Source organism: Xanthomonas euvesicatoria pv. euvesicatoria, assembly GCF_020880415.1.
In the GTDB taxonomy this organism is placed as follows: domain Bacteria; phylum Pseudomonadota; class Gammaproteobacteria; order Xanthomonadales; family Xanthomonadaceae; genus Xanthomonas; species Xanthomonas euvesicatoria.
In genome coordinates, this window is sequence record NZ_JAJIUJ010000111.1 from 67,741 (window position 1) to 87,785 (window position 20,045).

Below are 20,045 nucleotides of genomic sequence, written 5' to 3' on the forward strand. Positions count from 1 at the left end.
GGGGTTGGGTGAGGGTCCGGGGCGAAGCTCTGGTGTGGTTGTCACTGCACGTGGCTTCGCTCGTACCCTCACCCGCCCCTGCGGGGCACCTTCTCCCCCATGAAGGAGGACAATGTCCCGGTGGGAGAAGGGACATCCGGCACGGCTTCAACCAACTCCAATCCACCATCCACGCCCCAATGCACCTGGCCCTGTTCGACTTCGACCACACCATCACCACCTGCGACAGCTATGGCCGTTTTCTGCGCAAGGTGGCAACGCCGGCGCAGGTTGCGGCGGCCAGATGGCAGGCGGGGCCATGGGTGCTGGGGTTCCGGATGGGCGTGGTGTCTGCCGCCGCACTGCGCGCGCGGGTGACGCGGCTGGTTTTCAGCGGCCGCTCGCTCGATGAGATGGACGCGCATGGCGCCGAATACGCGCGCACCGCGCTGCCAGGCATGCTGCGCGGCGAGATGATGCAACGCATCGACTGGCATCAGGCGCAGGGACATGAAGTGGTGCTGGTGTCGGCGTCGCTGGATCTGTATCTGCAACCGTGGTGTACCCAGCATGGGTTGTCGCTGATCTGCAATCGGCTGGAACACGCTGCAGGTGTGCTGAGCGGGCGCTATGCCGACGGCGATTGCGGGCCGCACAAGGTCGCGCGGATTTGCAGTCAATACGACTTGCATCGGTACGACTGCGTGCACGCCTATGGCGACAGCCGCGAAGACAAACCGATGCTCGCGCTTGCGCAACAACGCTGGTATCGCGGGCATCTGCTGCACTGAAATGGCCGCGACGTCCGCCCCTGCACCCGATCTGGTCGAACGCCTCGACCGCCTGCTGCCGCAGACCCAATGCGGGCAATGCGGGTATGACGGCTGTCGTCCGTACGCGCAGGCGATGGCAGATGGCCAGGCGACGATCGATCACTGCCCGCCCGGCGGCGATGCCGGGGCACGCGCCTTGGCGCAGGTGCTGGGCGTGCCTGCACGTCCCTACGATCGCAGTCGCGGCGCACACAAACTGCCGCAGGTGGCCTGGATCGTGGAAGCCGACTGCATCGGCTGCACCAAGTGCATCCAGGCCTGCCCGGTGGATGCCATCGTCGGCGGCGCCAAGCACATGCACACGGTGATCGCACCGTTGTGTACCGGTTGCGAACTGTGTCTGCCGGCGTGCCCGGTGGATTGCATCGAGTTGCATCCGACCGGCTGAGGCTGCGGTCAGCGCGATACCGCGTCCAGTCGATGCCTGCATGTTCATGGATCGGCGCGCAGTCCAGCATGACCACCAGCTGCGAAAGGCGGATTTCGAACTGCGCGACAGGCAGGCGATGCCCCGATCGATCAGTGGCCTGCCGCATGCAGGTTGGAAGGCAGGCATCAAGAACATCGGCACCGCCGCAAGCGGGTTGGCATTGGTCCGAATCTCCGGGTTACAACCGCGTTTGGCTGCGCGCCAGTCGCATGCGCATGCAAACGTGTGCCACCGACATGTCGATGCGCCACGCTGCGGAGCGGTGGCCGCGAGCCACCGCGGACTGCGCGACCTGATCGCGCTGCGCGCGCATGCGCCCACCGTTGGAAACGTTGCACCACGCGCGCGCCGTGGCATATGCCACCACGCTTGCCGTCACTCTCGCTCGCCCATGGCGGCAAGACCACCGGTTGCCACACGAGGCCGTGCCGCTGCAGCACTGTCGCCAACCACTCCCAAGCCAGCCACGCCAGCGCCCACCACCCCGCCGTCAGGAACGTCCTGACGCAGCCGGCGCATCCGTGCTGCGGCCGCGCCCGTATTGGTAGGCACTCCCATCGAGGATCTGCCGATGCGTCCACTTGCCGCCACCCTCGCCGCGCTCACCGTCCGTTGCCGGCCGATTCCGCCGTTGTTGCTGCTGGTGCTGGGCAGCCTGCCGCTCGGCGCAGCCGCGGTGACGCGGGTGGACGGCGATGCGTTCGATGGCGAGAGCGGCGCGTTGCGATATCGCGAGTCGCACTGGTTGCTCGACGATGGCGGGCGGCTGGTGCTGTACCGCTGCCCGGACGGGCGAGCGTTCGCGCGCAAGCAGGTCGATGGCGGCGGCAGCTCGCCTGATTTCAGCCTGATCGATGGACGCGACGGATATCGCGAAGGCGTGCGCCAACGCAATGGCGCACGCGAAATGTATCAGCTCGCCCCAGGCAAACCCGAACGCCGCACCACGCTGCCGCCTGGCGGCGGCGCGCGGGTGATCGATGCCGGGTTCGACGCCTATCTGCGCGACCAATGGGACCCCATTGCACGCGCGCCGCAAAAGGTGGACTTCGTCTTGCCCAGCCTGCAGCGGCAGTTGGGCTTCCGGGTCGAACGCCTAGGCGATGCCGCCGGCCAGCGGCGCTTCCGCATCAGTCTGGATGCCTGGTACGGCGCGGCGGTGCCATCGCTGGAGGTGCGTTATTCGCTCGCCGACAAGCGGCTGCTCGAGTTCCGCGGAGTCGGCAATCTGCGCGATGCGAACGGCCGCTATCCGCGCGTGCGCATCGTCTTTCCGGACACCCCTGCGCGCGCGGCCAGTGCCGAGGAAGTACGTCAGGCGCGCGAGCAGCCGCTGGCCACCTCGTGCAGCGCCTCGTGAACCACGCCCGCGCCATCTTCACGTCCGACCACGCGCGCTTGCGTACAACGGCCCGGGCACCCATTCCCCGTACAGGAGCACCGTCGTGGCAAAAGCCTATCTCTGGATCAATGCAGTGCTCTACTTCGTCCTGGCGGTGTGGTGCACGCTCTCTCCGGCCAAGACCGCAACGGCGGTGGGCTATACCCAGCTCTCGCCGGCCGGGCAATCGGAGTATCTGGTCATCTACGGCGGGTTGCAGTTGGGCATGGCGTTCCTGTTCGGCTACTTCGCGTGGATCGATCAAGCCCGCACCGGCTTGGTGGTCGCCCTGGCGTTCTATGTCCCCATCGTGCTGTTCCGCAGCGTCTCGCTATCGCGCTTGTGGCCGGTCTCCGCACCCACGGTTGCGCTTGCCGGCGTGGAGATCCTGTTGTTGCTTGCCGCGGTGCTGCTGTGGTTCCAGCGTAAGTGAAAGACACGCTCGGCCCAGTCCGGTAGCATCGCCCCCACCTCACCCAACGCCCGACCGCATGAGTGCCATTCCTGGCCACGACGACGATGAGACCGGACGCCTGCTGACCGCAACCGCGGGCGGCGACCGGCATGCTTTCGAAGCGCTGTATCGGCAGACCTCCGCCAAGCTGTTCGGCGTGTGCCTGCGGATGATCCCGCAACGTGCCGAAGCCGAAGAGGTGCTGCAGGACGTGTTCACGCTGATCTGGCACAAGGCCGGGCAGTTCGACCCGAGCCGCGCACGCGGGCTCACCTGGCTGGCGATGATCGCGCGCAACAAGGCGATCGATCACCTGCGCGCCAACGCGCCGCAGCGCCGCAATGTGGCTCTGGACGATGCCGGCGAACTACGTGCCAGCGATGCCTCGCCGCTGGATCGCACCGAGCGCGCGAGCACGCGCCGGCGCATCGATCACTGCCTGGCCGAACTGGAACCGCCACGCAGCGAGTTGATTCGCACGGCGTTCTTCGAAGGCATCACCTACGAGGAACTCGCCGCGCGCACCGATACGCCGATCGGCACGGTCAAGAGCTGGATCCGTCGGGGTCTGGCCAAACTCAAGGCATGTCTGGAACGATGAGTACGCCCTTTCCCATCGACCAGGAACCGCCGCGCGACGTGCTTGCCGGCGAATACGTGCTTGGCCTGCTGAGCGCAGAAGAACGCCTGGCGGCCGAACAACGCATCGCCACCGACGGCCAGTTCGCCCAGGCAGTGCTGCAGTGGCAGGAACTGCTGGCGCCGCTGCTGGAAGAAATCGTGGCGCAGACGCCGCCGGATCAGGTGTGGGTACGCGTGCGCCAGGCGCTGGGCTTCGATACGCCCTTGCGCGCGGTGCCGTCTGCAGCGCCGGTCAGCACGACCGCGCCTGCAGCGCCGTTGTGGAACAGCGTGCGGTTCTGGCGCTGGGCCAGCGTCGGTGGCCTGGCCACGGCAGCGGTCTGCGTGCTCGCCCTGCTCAATCTGCGTACGCCGCCGCCACCGGTGCAGCCGCCGCACACTGGCGAAGTGGTGCAGACCCCGGTCACCCCGCCTGCGACCAATCCACCTGCCGCGACCGGGATCGCCATGACCTCGACCCTGGCCACCGAAGACGGTCGCCCGGGTTATGTGGCCTTGATGGACGCCGACAAGCACACCATCACGGTGACGCCGCTGGACCGCACCGCCACCGCCGACAAGGTGCCGGAGTTGTGGCTGATCACCCCCGATGGCAAGGCGCATTCGATGGGCACCTTCGACGATCAACGTGCACGCCGTGCGCAGATTCCCGATCAGTTGATGCCCATGTTGAGCAACGAGGCCATTCTGGCCGTCACGCTGGAGCCGCCAGGCGGCGCACCCGGTGGCGTTGCCACCGGCACCGTGGTGGCCAAGGGCGGCATCAGCACGCTGGCGATGGCGCCCTGATCCAGCGCGCCTGACCTCGCCTGCGGCCACTTCGCAGGCGGGGCTCTCCAAGACAGCCTCATCCGCGCCGGTATTCTGTGACGCGGGCAATGTGTGCGCAGCTGCGCGATTCGTTCGCGACGCCAAGCGAACCCCACCCATGCGTGCGACGATCAAGCGGCCTGGTGCATCTGTTTGCCGGCAGCGTCCGTACTGGGTCACGACTACTCTATGGAGAATCACGCGTGCCGAGCACTGGCCTCGACCCTCACGCCGCAGCGCCGCAGCCCGCCACCGCACCACCGCGTGGCGGGCTGGCCGCACGCGTCGGCAGCCTGCGGCGCTGGGTGGATTCGCAAACCGACGAGCCCCTGGACGAAGCGCGTGCCGATCGCATCGACTGGCTACGTGCGGTGCCTTTCATCGCCTTGCACCTGGCCTGCCTGGCGGTGTTCTGGGTCGGTGCGTCCTGGTTTGCGGTGGGCATGGCGGTGGCGTTGTACGCGCTGCGCATGTTCGCGCTCACCGGTTTTTACCACCGCTACTTCTCGCACCGCGCGTTCAAGACGTCGCGGGTGCTGCAATTCGTGTTCGCCGCCATCGGGGCCACCTGCGTGCAGCGCGGGCCTTTGTGGTGGGCGGCGCATCATCGCAACCACCATCGACATACCGACACCGGCCGCGATCCGCATTCGCCGGCGCAGCACGGCTTCTGGTGGAGCCATACCGGCTGGTTCCTGACCCCGCGTAATTTCCGCACCGACTGGGAAGTGATTCCCGACCTGCGCCGCTTTGCCGAACTGCGTTTTCTGGACCGCTTCGACATCGTGATGCCGGTGCTGCTGGCGCTGGGCCTGTACCTGCTCGGCGACTGGCTGGCAGTGGCTGCGCCCGCGCTGAAAACCAGCGGCGCGCAGTTGTTGGTGTGGGGCTTTGTGATCTCCACCGTGGCGTTGTTCCATGCCACCTTCACCATCAACTCGCTGGCGCATCGTTTCGGCAGCCGGCGGTTCGACACCCGCGACGACAGCCGCAACAACTGGCTGCTGGCATTGCTCACCTTCGGCGAAGGCTGGCACAACAATCACCATTTCTTCCCAGGCTCGGCGCGCCAGGGATTGCGATGGTGGGAATACGACATGACCTGGTACGGACTCACCGCGATGTCGTGGGTGGGGCTGGTGTGGGACCTCAAGCCGATGCCGAAGCTGCTCACCCAGCGCGCCGAACGGGTGAAGCGATGAGCGATGGCAGAATTGCCGTGGTCGGCAGCGGAATCGCCGGCCTCGGTGCAGCGTGGCTGTTGTCGCGGCGCTGCGAGGTGACCTTGTTCGAGGCCGCCGATTATCTGGGCGGGCATACGCACACGCACGACATCGACCTGGAAGGTCAGCGTTATGCGGTGGACAGCGGCTTCATTGTGTTCAATCCGCAGCATTACCCGCTGCTCACGCGCATGTTCGCCGAGCTGGACGTGGCCGCGCAGCCGACCACGATGAGCTTTTCGGTCCACGATGCACGCAGCGGGCTCGAATACAACGCCGGCAGCCTGAGCGGATTGTTCTGCCAGCGCCGCAATCTGCTCAGCCCGCGCTTCTGGGGCATGCTGGCCGACCTGCGCCGCTTCTATCGCCAGGCACCGGCGGTGCTGCACAGCGACGAGCGTTTCAGCACGCTGGGCGCGTATCTGCAGCGGCACGGCTATTCGGATGCGTTCCGCGACCAGCACCTGGTGCCGATGGCGTCCGCGCTGTGGTCCTCGCCTTCGCAGACCATTCTCGAATTTCCCATGGGCCAGCTGATCGGCTTCATGGCCAATCACCATATGCTGCAACTGAGCGGGCGCCCGCAGTGGCAGGTGGTGCGTGGCGGGTCCAACAGCTACGTGCGTGCGCTGCGGCGACGCTGGCAGGTGATCGAGCGCCTGTCCACGCCGGTACAGGCAATCCGCCGCACGCCCAATGGCGTGGTGCTGAAGGCTTCGCGTTGCGAGGAACATTTCGACCACGTGGTGCTGGCCTGCCATGCCGACGATGCGCTGGGTTTGCTCAGCGACGCCACGCCGGCCGAACGACACATCCTCGGTGGCATCACCTACCAGGACAACGACACCGTGCTGCACACCGATGCCAGCGTGCTACCGCGCGACCGTCGCGCCTGGGCAGCATGGAACGCGCACGTGCCGGCCGACCCGGACGCCGCCTGCACGGTGAGCTACTGGATGAACGCACTGCAGTCGATCGCGTCACCGCAGCCGTTCATCGTCAGCCTCAATCGCAATCACGAGATCGACCCCGGCAAGGTGCTGCGGCGCATGCGCTACCGCCATCCGGTACAGAACGCGGCGGCAGTGGCGGCGCAAGCGCGCAAGGCCGAGATCCAGGGCGTGCAGCACACCTGGTTTGCCGGCGCCGCGTGGGGCTTCGGTTTCCACGAAGACGGCCTGCGCAGCGGCGTGGACGTCGCGCATGGCCTGGGAGTGCACTGGTGATGCAGCTGCTGCGCGACGCCCACCACGACGCGGTGCCGTTGCCCCCTACCGAGGGCAGCGGCGCCGGTCGCGTGGCGAGGCCATTGCGCAGCGCGATCTACACCGGCTGGGTGCGGCACCGGCGCTTCATGCCCAAGGCGCTGCATTTCCGCTATCGCCTGTTCCTGATGTATCTGGATCTGTCCGAGCTGGATCAGGTGTTCGCACGACGCTGGTTGTGGTCGGTGGGGCGCGCCAATCTGGCGCAGTTCCGGCGCAGCGACTATCTGGGCGATGCGAGCATTCCGCTGGACCAGGCGGTGCGCGACTGCGTGCACACGCACACCGGCGAGCGCCCCGAGGGCGCGATCCGGCTGCTGACGCATCTGCGCTATTTCGGTCACGTGTTCAACCCGGTCAGCTTCTACTATTGCTTCGATCGCCACGACAGCCTGCGCTGGATCGTGGCAGAAATCACCAACACGCCCTGGCAGCAACGCCATACCTACGTGCTGCCGGTGGCGCAGGCGCGCACGCATCGCGATGTGCATGCGTGGCGCTTCGACAAGCGCTTCCACGTTTCGCCGTTCATGGGCATGCAGCAGCGCTACGACTGGCGCTTCAGCGTGCCGGATGCGCAGTTGCGTGTGCATATGGATGTGCTGGACGTCGTTGGCGACGATGCCGGCGGTGCCATCGACAACAGCAGTACGCGCCGCTTCGACGCCACCTTGGTGCTGCAACGTCAACCGCTCACCGCGCGCAACCTGGCGTGCACGTTGCTGGCTTATCCGTTGATGACGGTGTGGGTGGTGATCGCCATCCACTGGCAGGCCTTGCGCCTGTGGCTGCGCGGCAACCCAGTCCACGACCACCCTCACCCGCCTGTGCGAGAACCCCGATGAACGCCACGTCCCTGCCCGATCACGCTGCGCCGCGCGCGGCCTCCTGGACGGACCGTCTGCTGCGCAAGCGCCTGCTGGCCACGCTTGGGCAACTGCGCGATGGACAGCTGCAGCTGCATGAAGCCGGTACTGTCGCCACGCTTGGCACGGCCACGGGCGCGCAGGCCTTGCAGATGCAGCTGCGCGTGATCGACCCCGGTTTTTATCGGCAGGCGGCGCTCAACGGCAGCGTCGGTGCGGGCGAGTCGTATATGGATGGGCAGTGGCAGTGCGACGACCTGGTGGCGTTGATGCGGCTGCTGCTGCGCAACCGCGAGCGGCTGGACGCGATGGAGACCGGCACCGCGCGCCTGGGCGGCTTGGCCATGCGCAGCCTGCATGCGTTTGCGCGCAATACCCGCAGCGGCAGCCGGCGCAATATCGCCGCGCATTACGACCTGGGCAACCCGCTGTTCAAGCTGTTCCTGGATGAAAACCTGATGTACTCGTCGGCCATCTTTGTCGACGGCGAGGAGGCACAGGGCGAAGCGGCACTGGAGCGCGCGGCGACCCGCAAGCTCGAACGCATCTGCCAGAAACTGCGTCTGGCGCCGCACCATCATGTGGTGGAGATCGGTACCGGCTGGGGCGGCTTTGCGCTGTACGCCGCACGCGAGCACGGCTGCCGCGTCACCACCACCACCATTTCCCGCGAGCAGTTCGAGCTGGCCAACCAACGCATCGCCGCGGCAGGTCTGAGCGATCGGGTGACGGTGCTGTTGCGCGACTACCGCGACCTGGAAGGCCGCTTCGACCGCGTGGTCTCGATCGAGATGATCGAAGCCATCGGCCACCAGTATCTGGACACGTACTTCGCCAAGGTCGGCAGCCTGCTGGCCGACGATGGCGAAGCGCTGATCCAGGCCATCACCATCGAAGACCACCGCTACAAGCAGGCGCTGCACTCGGTGGACTTCATCAAACGGCACATCTTCCCTGGCAGCTTCATCCCGTCGGTCGCGGCGATGACCGGCGCGGTCGCGCGCGCCAGCGATCTGCGCCTGTTCAACCTGGAAGACATCGGCCCGAGCTATGCGTTGACCTTGCGCGCGTGGCGGCAGCGTTTCATGGCGCAGTTGCCGCAGGTGCGTGCGCTGGGTTACGACGAGCGCTTCATCCGCATGTGGGAGTTCTACCTGGCCTATTGCGAGGCCGGTTTTCTGGAACGCTCGATCGGCGATGTGCATTTGTGGCTAAACAAGCCCGGTGCACGCCCGCCGCAATTCGTGCCGGGCCTCACCGCCAACGCATGAAGCAGCTCGGCAACTACCTCGGCATGCAGGTGCTGTGGCTGATAGCGGTCAGCTCCGCTGCGCATGCGCGCATCTGGCCAACGCTGCTGGCGCTGGCCGTCTTTGCGCTGTATCAGCTGTGGCCAGCGCGGCGCGCACCCGGCGACGTGCAGTTGATGGTAGCAGCCTTGTCGCTGGGATTGCTGCTGGACACCACGCTGGCAGCGGGCAATTGGGTGCGCTACGCCGCGCCGTGGCCGGGCAGCCTGCTGGCGCCGCCGTGGATCCTGGCGTTGTGGCTGGGCTTTGCGCTCACCCTCAACCATTCGCTGGCCACGGCAATGCAGCGGCCGTGGCTGGCAGTGGTGCTGGGCGCCATCTTCGGGCCATTTTCGTACTGGCTGGCGCAACGCAGCTGGCACGCGGCGGAATTTCAGCCGCCCTACCTGCATGCCGTGCTCGCCGTGGGCATCGGCTGGGGCGTGGCCTGCGGCGTGTTGTCGCTGTATGCACGCCGGCTGGCGCGACCATTGCCCGATGACCCCACTGGAGAACTGCAATGACTGCCTGGCCACTGCTGCATGTGGGCGTGTTCGCAAGCGTGGTGATGGTGGTCGGCTGGCTGTGGCAACGCCGCAGCGGCAACGCCGGCCCGGTGGATGTGTTGTGGGCGGGCTGCCTGGCGCTGGCGGCGCCGTATTGCGCATGGATGGCCGATGGCGCACTGCTTCCGCGCGCGCTGGTGGCGGTGCTTGGGGGCGTGTGGGGGGCGCGTCTGGCGCTGCACCTGGGCGTGCGCGTATTCGGCGACCCGCACGAAGACGGCCGGTACCGCGCGTTGCGCGAGCACTGGAATGGCAGCCAGGGCAAATTTCTCGGTTTTTTCCTGGCCCAGGCCGTGGTGGTGGTGCTGTTCGCCGTGCCGTTCCTGGCCGCTGCGAGCAATCCACACGCGGAATGGAGCGCATGGACAGGCATCGCGATCGTCGTGTGGTTGATCGCGGTCGGTGGCGAGGCATTGGCGGACCGGCAGTTGTCGGCGCACAAGGCCAACCCGGCCAATCGCGGCAAGACCTGCCGCACTGGTCTATGGCGTTATTCGCGCCACCCCAATTACTTTTTCGAGTTCGTGCACTGGTTCGCGTATCTGGCGCTGGCCGTCGGTGCCGGCCCGTGGCCGGTGGCGCTGTGCGCGCTCGGGCCGGTGGTGATGTTCGTGTTTCTGTATCGCTTCACCGGCATTCCTTACACCGAGCAGCAGGCGCTGCGCTCGCGTGGCGAGGACTATGCCCAGTACCAGCGCAGCACCAGCGCGTTCTTTCCACTTCCCCCTTCGTCCTGAGTTGCCTGGAGAGTTGCATGTCTACCGTTACCGTCCCGCCCTCCGCGCAGCCTGAAGAAGCCTTCGCCACGCGGCTCGCCGAATCCGGTGTGCTGCCCGATGCCGTCTTGCGCCACGGCATCCGTCGCCTGTGCGCGCAGCGCCTGCGCGATGAGCGCGGCAACGATGCCGATGATGTCAACGGCGAGCGGCAGCGCGCCTTCATCGACAGCCTGCGGGCCAGCGCGATCGCGATCGAAACCGATGCGGCCAATCGCCAGCATTACGAATTGCCGCCGCAGTTCTTCACCCTGTGCCTGGGCCGCCGGCTCAAGTACAGCAGCTGCTATTGGGACGCCACCACGCCCAATCTGGATGCCGCCGAAGAACGCATGCTGGCGCTGTACGGCGAGCGCGCCGAACTGGCCGATGGTCAACGCATTCTGGAACTGGGCTGCGGCTGGGGCTCGTTGACCCTGTGGATGGCCGAGCGCTATCCGAACGCCAGCATCACGGCAGTGTCCAACTCGCGCCCGCAGCGCGCGCACATTCTGGAGCAGTGTCGCGTGCGCGGGCTGAGCAACGTGCAGGTGATCACTGCCGACGTCAACGCGCTGACCCTGCCATCGGGCGACTTCGACCGCGTGGTCTCGGTGGAGATGTTCGAGCACATGCGCAACTACCGCGACCTGCTCGCACGCGTCGGCAGCTGGCTGGCACCGGGCGGCAAGCTGTTCGTGCACATTTTTTGCCACCGCGATCTGGCCTACCCGTTCGAAGTGGCCGGCGAAGACAACTGGATGGGCCGGCATTTCTTTACCGGCGGGCTGATGCCGGCGGCCGATACCCTGCTGCATTTCCAGCAGGATGTGGTGATCGAACAACGCTGGCTGCTGTCGGGCGAGCATTACGAGAAGACCGCCAACGCCTGGCTGGAAAACCAGGACCGCCACCGCGGCCAGATCATGCCGCTGTTGAAGCAGACCTACGGCGACGACGCGCAGCGTTGGTGGCAGCGCTGGCGGATGTTCTGGCTGGCCTGCGCGGAATTGTTCGGCTACGACCAGGGCCGCGAATGGGGCGTGGCGCACTACCGTTTCGTCAAACGTTGACTGCACCGCCGGCAGTTGTTGCGACCATGACTGCCGGCCACCCTTGCACCACGCGTACGTGCGCGCACTGCGACAACCGCGCAGCAGTCACTTGGTTGCGCTGAAGCGGTGCGTGCCATCGCGCGCACCGCATCCAGTGCCGCACCCGGTGGTGCGATCAGCCCGCCGCAGCGGTCACCACGATTTCCACCTTCCACTCCGGCCGCGCCAACCTGGCTTCAACGGTGGCGCGGGCAGGCGTGAAGCCGTGCGGCACCCACTGGTCCCAGGCCGCGTTCATGCCATCGAAATCGGCGATGTCGGCGAGGAAAATTTCCGCACGCAGGATCTTGGTCTTGTCGCTGGCCGCCAGCGCCAGCAGCTTGTCGATCTCGCCCAGCACCTGGCGGGTCTGCCCGGTGATGTCCTGGCTGGTGTCCTCGGCAATCTGGCCGGCCAGGTAACACACGCCGGCATGGACAGTCATTTCGGACATACGCGGACCCGCATCGAATCGCTGCAGCATTTCAGGCTTCCTACGGTTGATTGACCCCTGCATTGTCCCGCGAATGCGGCAGGCGTGCAGCCCCGTCGCGCTCGCAGCGCGCCAACACGGTGCCCGCGCGCACCATCCAGACCACGATCAGCACGATGGCGATCTTCTGGCTAATGCCCAAGGGTGCGCTGGTCACGGTGACATGGAACAGCAACACAGCAAACGCTGCCCAGCCCAGCAGGAAGGCCGAAGGAAAGTGCGCACGCCACCGCACATCGCGCCGGAAGTACCACGACTGCAGCAGCACTGCCGCAATCACGCACAGAAACGTCGTATCCGCCGACAGCACATGCACCATCGCGGCCGCCTCCGGCGCCAGCTCGGGCATCCAGCTGTCGCCGATCGAGACCACGCACAGGCCCACTGCCGCCATCCAGAACAAACCCAGCACGGTGCGGCTACGCGCAGCCGGCGCCAACGCCGCATACAGACCCCGCGCCAACCACGCCATGCTGGCGGCCAGCAGGCAGTAGGCGGTGCGCAGCAACAAACCATACGGGCCGTGCAGATAGGCGCTCAGTTGCGCATCCACCCACCATAGATCGCGGCGCAACCATTGCAGCACCAGCACCAGCCCGATGAAGACCATGCCCGCGATGGCGGCGACGCGGCCGGCGTGGCCGCTCCAGCGCGGCGGCATGGCCCGCGCGTGCGGCGCAAACGTTGGGGAATCGGGTGGAGTGCGCATCAGCAGCCTGTCTGCCTTCCAACTGTCATGGCTGTCCTGTCGTGTTCGTTCGGCACGCGTGTGCGGCTTTGCCCTATGATGCGCGCGGCCGGCCCGCACGGACACTGTGTCGGTACGATCGAACCACGCGTTCACTGGATGTCGGCACCTTCGCAACCACGCTGCATGCACCCTCAACCCGACCGGCCCATGCATTGCAAACGCGCGCGCGGCACACCTCGTGCATGCACCCTCCTTCCCTTTCAGCAGATCCCGTTGCCCTCATGACGGATACCCCCGCGTCTTCCGAAACGTCCGCCAGCGGTTGGCGTCGCGCCTTGCCGGTCATCATCAGCCTGGCGATCCTGGCGATGGCCCTGCATGCGCTGTCGTCGCAGTTCACCGACCACGGCTACCGCCAGATCCGGCATGCGTTCCGTGCGCTGGGCGCGGGGCAGATCGCACTGACGCTGCTGCTCGGCCTGAGCAGCTACGCGTGCCTGGTGGGCTTCGACTGGGTGGGGCTCAAGCGCACCGGCAAGCAGCTGCATCCGGCACGGGTGGGCATCACCGCCTTCATGGCGCATGCGGTCGGGCAGACCTTGGGCTTTGCCGCACTCACCGGCGGCGCCGTGCGCCTGCGCGGCTACGGCAGCGTGGGCCTGACCCTGGCCGAGATTGGCCAGGTGGTGCTGATGAGCACCCTGGGCTTCATCTTCGGGGCCTGGGTGCTGCTGGGTCTGGCATTGCTGCTGGAACCGGAAGCGGCCGCGCGCGCGTTGCCGATCACTGCGCAGGCCATCCGCATTGCCGGCATCGCCCTGCTGGTCGGCTACAGCGCCATGCTGGCGCTGGTCGGCAAACAGGGCCGCGAGTTCGGCATCCGCACCCACCGGTTCTGGTTACCGGACCGCACCACGGTGCTGGGCGTCACCGCACTGAGCGTGGTGGAACTGGGCCTGGCCGCGGCCGCGTTCTACGTGCTGCTGCCGCCGGACCCCGGTACCGGCTACTTCGGCTTCATCGGCATCTGGCTGGTGGCCGTGGTGGCCGGGCTGATCTCCACCGTGCCGGCCGGCCTGGGCGTGTTCGAGTGGAGCCTGCTCAAACTGCTGCCGCACGTGACTCCCGCCGCGGTCCTGGCCGCGGCGCTGGCCTACCGCGTCACGTACTACATCGTGCCACTGCTGATCTCGGTGGCCATGGCGGCCGCCTCCGGGCTGCGCGCGCCGGTACGCGTCGGCGCCAGCACCGCGCGCACCGTGTGGAAGACCCTGCGCCCGTGGCTGCCGCAGATTCTGGCGTTGGCGGTGTTTGCAGTGGGTGCCGCGCTGGTGATCGACGGCACCCTGCCGACACCGCGCGCGCGCCAGGAAGTGGCGCCGCTGCCGCTGATCGAAACCTCGCATCTGCTGGTCAGCCTGGGCGGCATGATGCTGCTGCTGATCGGCCAGGGCCTGCAGCGCCGCAGCCATGCGGCCTGGGTGCTGGCGCTGGGCGTGTGCTTGCTGCTGCCGCCGTTGGCGCTGCTGCGCGGCAGCCATATCTCGGTGTCGTTGTCGGCGGCGCTGGCAGCGGTTGCGCTGTGGGCGGCGCGACGCGAGTTCTATCGCCAGGGCGCGCTGCTGGACGAAGCCTGGTCGTGGCGCTGGCTGAGCAACCTGGGCCTGGTGCTGGTGGCCACGTTCTGGCTGCTGTTCTTCGTCTACAGCCATGTCGAATACAGCAACGATCTGTGGTGGCAGTTCGCCACCTCGGCCAATGCGCCGCGTGCATTGCGCGCCGCGCTGATCCTGTGCGTGGGCGTGATCGTGTTCGGCATGGCGCGCCTGCTGCGTGGTGGACGCAGGCCGATGCCGGCGGCCGATGCGCAGACGCTGCAGACGCTGGCACCGATCCTGGCCACCAGTACCGATACCCAGGCCTGCCTGGCGCTGACCGGCGACAAGGCGTTTTTGTTGGATGAGCAGCGCCGTGGCTTTGTGATGATGCAGCGCTATGGCGGTTCGTTGATTTCCATGGGCGACCCGGTCGGTCCGCCGGAGGTGGCGTGCGCGCTGATCTGGCGCTTCCGCGAAGAGGCCGACCACATGGGCCTGCGCCCGGTGTTCTACCAGGTCGGCGAACGGTACTGGCAGACCTATCTCGACATGGGCCTGACCCTGGTCAAGCTGGGCGAAGAGGCGATCGTGCCGCTGGAGGGTTTCACCCTGGAAGGCCGCGACCGTGCCGACCTGCGCCAGGCCTGGAACCGCGGCAAGCGCGGCGGCCTGAGCTTCCGCATGCTGCCGCCCGAACAGGTGGAGGAGGTATTGCCGCGCCTGGCCGAGGTGTCGGAACAATGGCTGGAAGAAAAATCCGGCGAAGAGAAAGGCTTCTCGCTGGGCAGCTTCGATCCGGATTACCTGCGTCGCTTCCCGGTGGCGGTGGCCGAGGTCGAAGGCCAGATCGTGGCATTTGCCAATGTGTGGTGGGCACCGGCCGGCGGCGAACTGTCGGTGGACCTGATGCGGCACAGCGCGCAGGCACCGAAGGGCACCATGGACTTCCTGTTCATCGAGTTGTTCCTGTGGGGCCAGGCCAACGGCTACACGCGGTTCTCGCTGGGCATGGCGCCGTTGTCGGGCCTGGCCGAACATCGCCTGGCCGGGCGCTGGAACCGCTTCGCCAGCCTGGTCGCGCGGCACGGCGAGCGTTTCTACGGATTCAGCGGTCTACGCCGCTTCAAATCGAAGTTCGCCCCGACCTGGCGTCCACGCTACCTGGTCGCCCCCGGCGGCATGCATCTGCCGGCCGCCTTGCTGGATGTCACCCGCCTGATCTCGGCCGATCCTGGGCGGCAGGAGTAAGCCCGCGCGCGACGCTGGCGCCGAACATGCAGGTCTGGCCGCGTTCGCTGGCGCCCACCGTAGCGGATTGACAATGCAGGAGCACGCCGTTTCCGGCAATCCTGGTGTGCGGAGCAGCGGCCGCAGACCGTGAAAGCGCGGTGCCACGTCCGCGGGCCAGCGCATGTGGGGCGGCATGGATGCCGCCATCGAGCTTCCAGGACGGGTTTACAGCGTGTCGCGATTCCGGACCCGGCACCGCGCCGCCGACCAGGACACGGTCGGCGCACTCAGATCAAACACTGTCCGGCCTTACGGCTTCGACAGCGTGTGCAACTGGTCCATGATCGTCTTGGCCAGGGTCGTGTAATCGCCCTTGAAATGGTGATCGCCTGGCAGTGCGACCCGCTTGGCCACGTTTGCGGGCAGGTTCGGGCAAAGCGCATCGTCGTCGTCCTGGCCGTAGATGCACACCGTCGTGCCGGCCGGCAGACGCTGTACTTCCGGCGCGATCGGCAGGCCCTCGTCGTCCGAGCCCAGCCAGTTGCTGACGTGGAACTCGTAGTCGGCCAGCTTGCCGACCGACAGCAGCGCCGTCATACGCAGGTTCTGCTTGGTCGCAGCGGGCAGTTTATTGATGGCCGCCGGCAGCACGTCGGCGCCCTGCGAAAAGCCGATCAGTACCACGCGCTGGCGATCCCAGCGCTGCGCATAGATGCGGGCAATGCGATCCAGGTCGTCGGCAAAGCCTTGCGGGGTGCGTTCGGTCCAGAAGTAACGCAGCGAATCCAGGCCGACCACCGGAATGCCTTGCGCGGCGAGTGCATCGGCCACCTCTTCGTCCAGGCCTGCCCAACCGCCATCGCCGGACACGAAGATCACGAAGGTGTCGTCGTCGCTGTCGCCATCGGGCTTGGCCGGCAGTTCCACCACCGGCAGATCCGCCAGACCGCCCGGCGGCGGCGGCAACGCCACGCCCTTCTGCTCGCCCAGCGAACGCACCGCGGCGCGCAGGCCGGGCAGGATGTCGCCTTTGGCAGAGCGCCGGAAGGTTCGCGCCTGCGGCACCTGCTTGAGGAAACCCTCTTCGGCAGCCGCCGGGCAGCGTTTGTCCTGGCTGGCGGCAAGCACCCAGGGAATCTGCAACGGCACCGGCAACAGCGTGTTGGTCCCCGGGCGTACACCCGGCTGGCAGATTGCCCGGTTGGACACGGTGGCCGGGCAGAGCCCGTCGGTGAGCACGCCGGCCAGGACGTGCGGCTTGGCCTGAGCCGCGATCGCATAGGCCAACGCGGCGCCCTCGCCATCGCCCACCAGCAGCGGCAGACGATAGGTGGGGATGTGATAGAAGGCCTGCACGTAACGCGAGAAATTTTCCACGTCGCCGACCGAGAACGTGCAGGTGCCGCCAGCCTTGCGCAGCACTGCGTACAGGTGCGCGGTGTCCACCACCGCCACCATCGCACCGTCGGCGCGCAGGCTTTCTGCCTGGGCCTGGCGCTTGGCGGCATCGCCCGCACCGGCCAGCCAGATCACCACCCGTTGCGGCTCGCCCTTGGGCATCAGCACCGGCACCTGCTCGAAACGGCCGTGGCTGACCGGTTCCGGCGCCTGCGCGGCGGCCATGCCCGACAGCGTCAACATCGCCGCGCCGCAGAGCGCGCTCCACATTTCAAGTCGTCGCATGTCGCACCATCGGGAAAAGTGGTTCAAAGATAATCGTTCCGGACTGCAGCGCGAAGCGCAGGACCTGGCTCATTGCGCCTCGGGGCGGCTGACCGCCGGCTGGCGCGCTTCCCACGCTGCCAGGGCCTGGCGGTAACGCATCAGCTCCTCGGCATACAGATCGTGCACGCACAGCGGGCAGCCGCTCTCACAGCATTCGTTGGGCGCAGGCGGCTGCGGGGCGATCGGGCGTGGGTCTGGGCGGGAAGCAGCGCTGTCGTGCATGCGGCCATTGTAGCGTGCGCATCGGACTCAGCCGGACATGCAGCCGGCTGGGGCGTAGGCTCAGCGCCCCAGCCGCCGGCGCAGATTGGCGCGCGCTGCAGTGTCGTGGCGGGTATGGAAGTAGTCGCTCAGGAAGATGCGCGGTTGCTTGAGCACAGCCGCCAGGAATCGACGGCGATTGCGCCGGAACAGCACGCTGGGCACGTGCCCGCGATACTCCTCGGCGATGGCCTGATCGTAGGCATCGAATACAGCCGCGGGCGCGGCCAGGATCGCCATGTCGCAGTCCAGGAACAGCGCGGCGTCTTCATCCACGTCCTGCGGCTGCACTTGTCCATGCCGGGCCGTGAGCAGGATCAGCGCCTGCACCCGCTCGACATCCACCCGCGCCTGCGGCCACCAGCGCGGGATGGCTTCGGCCGCCATCAGTGCCGATTGCGCCTCGTTGTCGCTGCGTCCGGGCTGATACACCGCATCATGGAACAGCACCGCCAGCCAGACTTCTGTCGGCTGGCGCCAGCCCGGCCCGGCCGCGACCTCGGCGTAGTGCTGCAGCACCGCGCGAACGTGGCCGAAGTGGTGGTAAGCGCGCGGCGGGGCGGCATAGGCCTGTTCGAGCGCGGCCAGGTGGTCGGCGTGCAATGGCAATGGCGTGGCGATGTCCATGTCCGCAGGCTACCGCGTACGCGCGGCCATGCACATCAGCGCAGCGACCAGCGGCCTTCGATCTGGTAGCGCGACTGGCCAAGAAAGCTACGTACCAGCGCGAAATCGCGCACTGTCCAGGCAAGCGCATCGCAGCGTCGCTGCGGCACCGCCTGATTGCAGTACAGCAGCGTCATGTGCGGCGTGTATTGCGCATCACCGGCAATGCCCACATGCCCCAGCTGCCTTCCCAATGCGCCCTGCAGCTCGTAAAGCCCGCGCACCTGCTCTTCGCCACGCAGCACGCAGGGAAGTTGCGAGCGCCTGCCGCCGAAGGTGCCGACGCGATCGAACTCCACCTCGAACGCGTCCATCTGCACGCGCGTCGCTGCCTGGCTGGCGCGGCTCACCAACGATGGCGGCAGACCACCGGCGTAATCACCCAGATGATGCAGGGTCACATGCAGCCGTTCGCGCGCAAGCGCCTTGCCTTGGGCGTGCCCGCCTTGCAACAGGCGGTCGGCAATGCGCGCTGCATGCTCGGCAGTGGACGCATCGGCCATCACCGCGAAAAACAGACGTTCGGTGGTCTTCTCTTCTCCAAGCCCGAGCGACAGCTGTGCCTCGGCCGATGACAGGTACAGGAACTGTTGCTTCATGGGTGGATGCCGCGACCGCGCAACGCGGGCCTGCCTGAAGAAGGGCGGCGGATACTAGCAGACCCAACGCGTGCCGGACATGCCGGCATGCATGGCGTGGATGTGGAACCTCTTGCATTGCGTGGAACTGCGATTGCGGCCTTGCGCCATGCATGCGCGCCTGCGGCGACACACAAAGAAACGGGCAGCATGCGCTGCCCGTTTCCGCCTTTATCGTCTTACTCCGGAGCTGCATCGGATCGGTGACGATGCACTCGGTTCAACGCGCAGCTTATGCGGCGCTCTTCATCGCATGCTTGCGGTTGCGCATGACGTCATGGCAAGCGCGTACCTCAGGCAGCAGGCGCAGCGCGGCTTCGCGTGCAGCGGCCGGGGTGTCCTGGTCGGCGATGGTCTCGTCGAACGCCTTCAACAGACGGTCTTCGGACTCTTCCAGCTCGGCCACATAGCCGTACTTGGTGTTGCCCAGGGTTGCGCGAACCTTGCCGTAGAACTGCTGCATGCTGCCCACCATGGTGCCGTGCTGTTCCGGCGTGCCACCGGCGGCGGCGACCACACTGCTCAGGCTGCTGACGATGTCGGTCTTGACGCCGGCAATGCGGCGGAACAGCGTCGCGAGCTCCGCGTCGCCCACCTTGGCCGCGGCTTCTTCATAGAAGTCCTTGCCGTCGCGCGAGATGGCGATGAGGTCGTTGAGGCTATGCTCGGTTTTGCTCTGAATGCTCATGTGTGGCTCCTTGTTTGGATGGACCGACGCCGCGCGGTGCGATGACTGCGCGTGCGGCGGTTTAACTCAATCGATGGGTTGATTGCAGTGCCGTCGCGTTGTGTACGGCCTCATCCTCGCGTCGCCCGCATAATCGATATGTGAGCGATGTGGGCATCGTCCTCACGCCATCATGCAGGCGATGAATTGCAATTCATCCATGCCAACAGCGAGTCAAGATCACTTCGGCTGGCGACTGGCCCACATGTTGTCGACCAGATTCGGATACGGCCGCCCTGCCTCTTCGGCGCGTTGCTTGGCGGCTGCTTTTTGCGCATCGGTCAACGGTGTCGACTTCGCCTTGCCCTTGGGATTGGAGCGCTTCCAAGGCGGTGGAGTGAACTCGTTCATGGCACTGTTCGGTCCGCTTGATGGAGCGCGAAGTCTCGCCGGCGCCCCGTGAGATGGCTGTCGTGATGGCACATGGGC

General features: G+C 66.7%; 22 protein-coding genes. 14 read left to right on the forward strand and 8 right to left on the reverse strand.

Going from position 1 to position 20,045, the window contains the following annotated elements:
* Positions 1-179: 179 nt before the first annotated feature.
* From LN450_RS19230 to LN450_RS19290, 13 genes are all read left to right on the forward strand, one after another.
* The gene (locus LN450_RS19230; protein ID WP_008578249.1) at positions 180-770 is read left to right on the forward strand and encodes an HAD family hydrolase; all 591 of its coding nucleotides are present in this window, start codon (positions 180-182) and stop codon (positions 768-770) included.
* 1 nt (position 771) lies between these two features.
* Positions 772-1,200, forward strand: a complete 429-nt coding sequence (rnfB, locus tag LN450_RS19235; RefSeq protein WP_008578248.1) for an Rnf electron transport complex subunit RnfB — start codon at positions 772-774, stop codon at positions 1,198-1,200.
* A gap of 613 nt (positions 1,201-1,813) precedes the next feature.
* Positions 1,814-2,602 carry a hypothetical protein gene (locus tag LN450_RS19240; protein ID WP_011346866.1) on the forward strand — a complete coding sequence of 263 codons (789 nt, stop codon included), beginning with the start codon at positions 1,814-1,816 and terminating at the stop codon, positions 2,600-2,602.
* Positions 2,603-2,687: 85 nt separating this feature from the next.
* A complete protein-coding gene (locus LN450_RS19245; protein ID WP_005911668.1) occupies positions 2,688-3,056 on the forward strand; it encodes a hypothetical protein in 369 nt (122 codons plus the stop codon).
* A gap of 58 nt (positions 3,057-3,114) precedes the next feature.
* Positions 3,115-3,678 (forward strand): sigma-70 family RNA polymerase sigma factor, encoded by a 564-nt coding sequence (locus tag LN450_RS19250; RefSeq protein WP_003485439.1) that lies wholly within the window; start codon positions 3,115-3,117, stop codon positions 3,676-3,678.
* Positions 3,675-4,508, forward strand: a complete 834-nt coding sequence (locus LN450_RS19255; protein ID WP_005924881.1) for an anti-sigma factor — start codon at positions 3,675-3,677, stop codon at positions 4,506-4,508. Before LN450_RS19250 ends, LN450_RS19255 begins: the two co-directional genes overlap by 4 nt.
* Positions 4,509-4,732: 224 nt before the next feature.
* Entirely contained in the window at positions 4,733-5,731 is a 999-nt protein-coding gene (locus tag LN450_RS19260) for an acyl-CoA desaturase (protein ID WP_005911662.1), read from the forward strand.
* On the forward strand, positions 5,728-6,978 hold the full coding sequence (locus tag LN450_RS19265) for an NAD(P)/FAD-dependent oxidoreductase (protein ID WP_041855037.1): 1,251 nt from the start codon (positions 5,728-5,730) through the stop codon (positions 6,976-6,978). The genes LN450_RS19260 and LN450_RS19265 overlap by 4 nt, the downstream gene beginning before the upstream one ends.
* Positions 6,978-7,862, forward strand: coding sequence for a DUF1365 domain-containing protein (locus LN450_RS19270; RefSeq protein ID WP_041855036.1), 885 nt, complete (start codon positions 6,978-6,980; stop codon positions 7,860-7,862). Before LN450_RS19265 ends, LN450_RS19270 begins: the two co-directional genes overlap by 1 nt.
* A complete protein-coding gene (locus LN450_RS19275) occupies positions 7,859-9,154 on the forward strand; it encodes an SAM-dependent methyltransferase (RefSeq protein ID WP_011346862.1) in 1,296 nt (431 codons plus the stop codon). Before LN450_RS19270 ends, LN450_RS19275 begins: the two co-directional genes overlap by 4 nt.
* Positions 9,151-9,696 carry a DUF2878 domain-containing protein gene (locus tag LN450_RS19280; RefSeq protein WP_011346861.1) on the forward strand — a complete coding sequence of 182 codons (546 nt, stop codon included), beginning with the start codon at positions 9,151-9,153 and terminating at the stop codon, positions 9,694-9,696. Before LN450_RS19275 ends, LN450_RS19280 begins: the two co-directional genes overlap by 4 nt.
* A complete protein-coding gene (locus tag LN450_RS19285) occupies positions 9,693-10,475 on the forward strand; it encodes a DUF1295 domain-containing protein (protein ID WP_003485452.1) in 783 nt (260 codons plus the stop codon). The genes LN450_RS19280 and LN450_RS19285 overlap by 4 nt, the downstream gene beginning before the upstream one ends.
* Positions 10,476-10,492: 17 nt before the next feature.
* Complete coding sequence (locus tag LN450_RS19290; RefSeq protein ID WP_011346860.1) at positions 10,493-11,566, forward strand: SAM-dependent methyltransferase; 1,074 nt, start codon at positions 10,493-10,495, stop codon at positions 11,564-11,566.
* A 157-nt stretch (positions 11,567-11,723) separates the two neighbouring features.
* Here LN450_RS19290 and LN450_RS19295 read toward each other — a convergent pair whose 3' ends face one another.
* Positions 11,724-12,071, reverse strand: coding sequence for a RidA family protein (locus tag LN450_RS19295; RefSeq protein ID WP_003485457.1), 348 nt, complete (start codon positions 12,069-12,071; stop codon positions 11,724-11,726).
* A gap of 10 nt (positions 12,072-12,081) precedes the next feature.
* Entirely contained in the window at positions 12,082-12,960 is an 879-nt protein-coding gene (locus tag LN450_RS19300) for a DUF998 domain-containing protein (RefSeq protein ID WP_011346859.1), read from the reverse strand.
* A 92-nt stretch (positions 12,961-13,052) separates the two neighbouring features.
* Between LN450_RS19300 and mprF the strand changes: the two genes are divergently transcribed.
* On the forward strand, positions 13,053-15,617 hold the full coding sequence (gene mprF / locus LN450_RS19305; protein ID WP_031421814.1) for a bifunctional lysylphosphatidylglycerol flippase/synthetase MprF: 2,565 nt from the start codon (positions 13,053-13,055) through the stop codon (positions 15,615-15,617).
* A gap of 291 nt (positions 15,618-15,908) precedes the next feature.
* Here mprF and LN450_RS19310 read toward each other — a convergent pair whose 3' ends face one another.
* The 6 genes from LN450_RS19310 to LN450_RS19335 all read right to left on the reverse strand — a co-directional run bounded on the left by LN450_RS19310 (position 15,909) and on the right by LN450_RS19335 (position 19,967).
* The gene (locus LN450_RS19310) at positions 15,909-17,282 is read right to left on the reverse strand and encodes a virulence factor (RefSeq protein ID WP_011346857.1); all 1,374 of its coding nucleotides are present in this window, start codon (positions 17,280-17,282) and stop codon (positions 15,909-15,911) included.
* Between the two features lie 69 nt (positions 17,283-17,351).
* A complete protein-coding gene (locus LN450_RS19315; RefSeq protein ID WP_011346856.1) occupies positions 17,352-17,546 on the reverse strand; it encodes an oxidoreductase-like domain-containing protein in 195 nt (64 codons plus the stop codon).
* 60 nt (positions 17,547-17,606) lie between these two features.
* Positions 17,607-18,212, reverse strand: coding sequence for an HD domain-containing protein (locus LN450_RS19320; RefSeq protein ID WP_011346855.1), 606 nt, complete (start codon positions 18,210-18,212; stop codon positions 17,607-17,609).
* 35 nt (positions 18,213-18,247) lie between these two features.
* Entirely contained in the window at positions 18,248-18,850 is a 603-nt protein-coding gene (gene thpR / locus LN450_RS19325) for an RNA 2',3'-cyclic phosphodiesterase (protein WP_011346854.1), read from the reverse strand.
* A gap of 271 nt (positions 18,851-19,121) precedes the next feature.
* Positions 19,122-19,577, reverse strand: coding sequence for a PA2169 family four-helix-bundle protein (locus LN450_RS19330; RefSeq protein WP_011346853.1), 456 nt, complete (start codon positions 19,575-19,577; stop codon positions 19,122-19,124).
* Between the two features lie 219 nt (positions 19,578-19,796).
* Positions 19,797-19,967 (reverse strand): hypothetical protein, encoded by a 171-nt coding sequence (locus tag LN450_RS19335; protein WP_014089715.1) that lies wholly within the window; start codon positions 19,965-19,967, stop codon positions 19,797-19,799.
* Positions 19,968-20,045: the final 78 nt, after the last annotated feature.